Below are 1,178 nucleotides of genomic sequence, written 5' to 3'. Positions count from 1 at the left end.
AATGCTGGCAACTAAGATCAAGGGTTGCGCTCGTTGCGGGACTTAACCCAACATCTCACGACACGAGCTGACGACAACCATGCACCACCTGTCACTCTGTCCCCGAAGGGAACTCCCTATCTCTAGGGGCGTCAGAGGATGTCAAGACCTGGTAAGGTTCTTCGCGTTGCTTCGAATTAAACCACATGCTCCACCGCTTGTGCGGGTCCCCGTCAATTCTTTTGAGTTTCAGCCTTGCGGCCGTACTCCCCAGGCGGAGTGCTTAATGCGTTAACTGCAGCACTAAGGGGCGGAAACCCCCTAACACCTAGCACTCATCGTTTACGGCGTGGACTACCAGGGTATCTAATCCTGTTCGCTACCCACGCTTTCGCACCTCAGCGTCAGTTACAGACCAGAGAGTCGCCTTCGCCACTGGTGTTCCTCCACATCTCTACGCATTTCACCGCTACACGTGGAATTCCACTCTCCTCTTCTGTACTCAAGTCCTCCAGTTTCCAATGGCCCTCCACGGTTAAGCCGTGGGCTTTCACATCAGACTTAAAAGACCGCCTGCGCGCGCTTTACGCCCAATAATTCCGGACAACGCTTGCCCCCTACGTATTACCGCGGCTGCTGGCACGTAGTTAGCCGGGGCTTTCTGGTTAGGTACCGTCAAGGTGCCGCCCTATTTGAACGGCACTTGTTCTTCCCTAACAACAGAGTTTTACGATCCGAAAACCTTCTTCACTCACGCGGCGTTGCTCCGTCAGACTTTCGTCCATTGCGGAAGATTCCCTACTGCTGCCTCCCGTAGGAGTCTGGGCCGTGTCTCAGTCCCAGTGTGGCCGATCACCCTCTCAGGTCGGCTACGCATCGTCGCCTTGGTAGGCTTTTACCCCACCAACTAGCTAATGCGCCGCGGGCCCATCTGTAAGTGACAGCTTGCGCCGCCTTTTAACGTCTCCTTATGCAAGAAAACGTATTATCCGGTATTAGCCCCGGTTTCCCGGAGTTATCCCAGTCTTACAGGCAGGTTGCCCACGTGTTACTCACCCGTCCGCCGCTCGTTCCACATGCGTCACCCCCGAAGGGGATCTGCTTGCTTCCCGCGCTCGACTTGCATGTATTAGGCACGCCGCCAGCGTTCGTCCTGAGCCAAGATCAAACTCTCCAAAAAAGTTTGTAATGAAAAACAA

The 1,178-nt window shown here is 54.8% G+C and carries 1 rRNA gene; it reads right to left on the bottom strand.

From position 1 onward, the window contains the following. Nucleotides 1-1,159, bottom strand: a 16S ribosomal RNA gene (locus KQI21_RS06105); the annotation flags it as partial. Nucleotides 1,160-1,178: the final 19 nt, after the last annotated feature.

The sequence above is a fragment of the Virgibacillus proomii genome, from assembly GCF_018916875.1.
Lineage (GTDB): Bacteria > Bacillota > Bacilli > Bacillales > Amphibacillaceae > Virgibacillus > Virgibacillus proomii_B.
Note: the sequence above shows the minus strand (reverse complement) of the source record. Positions and strands in the feature narration are given on the sequence as shown.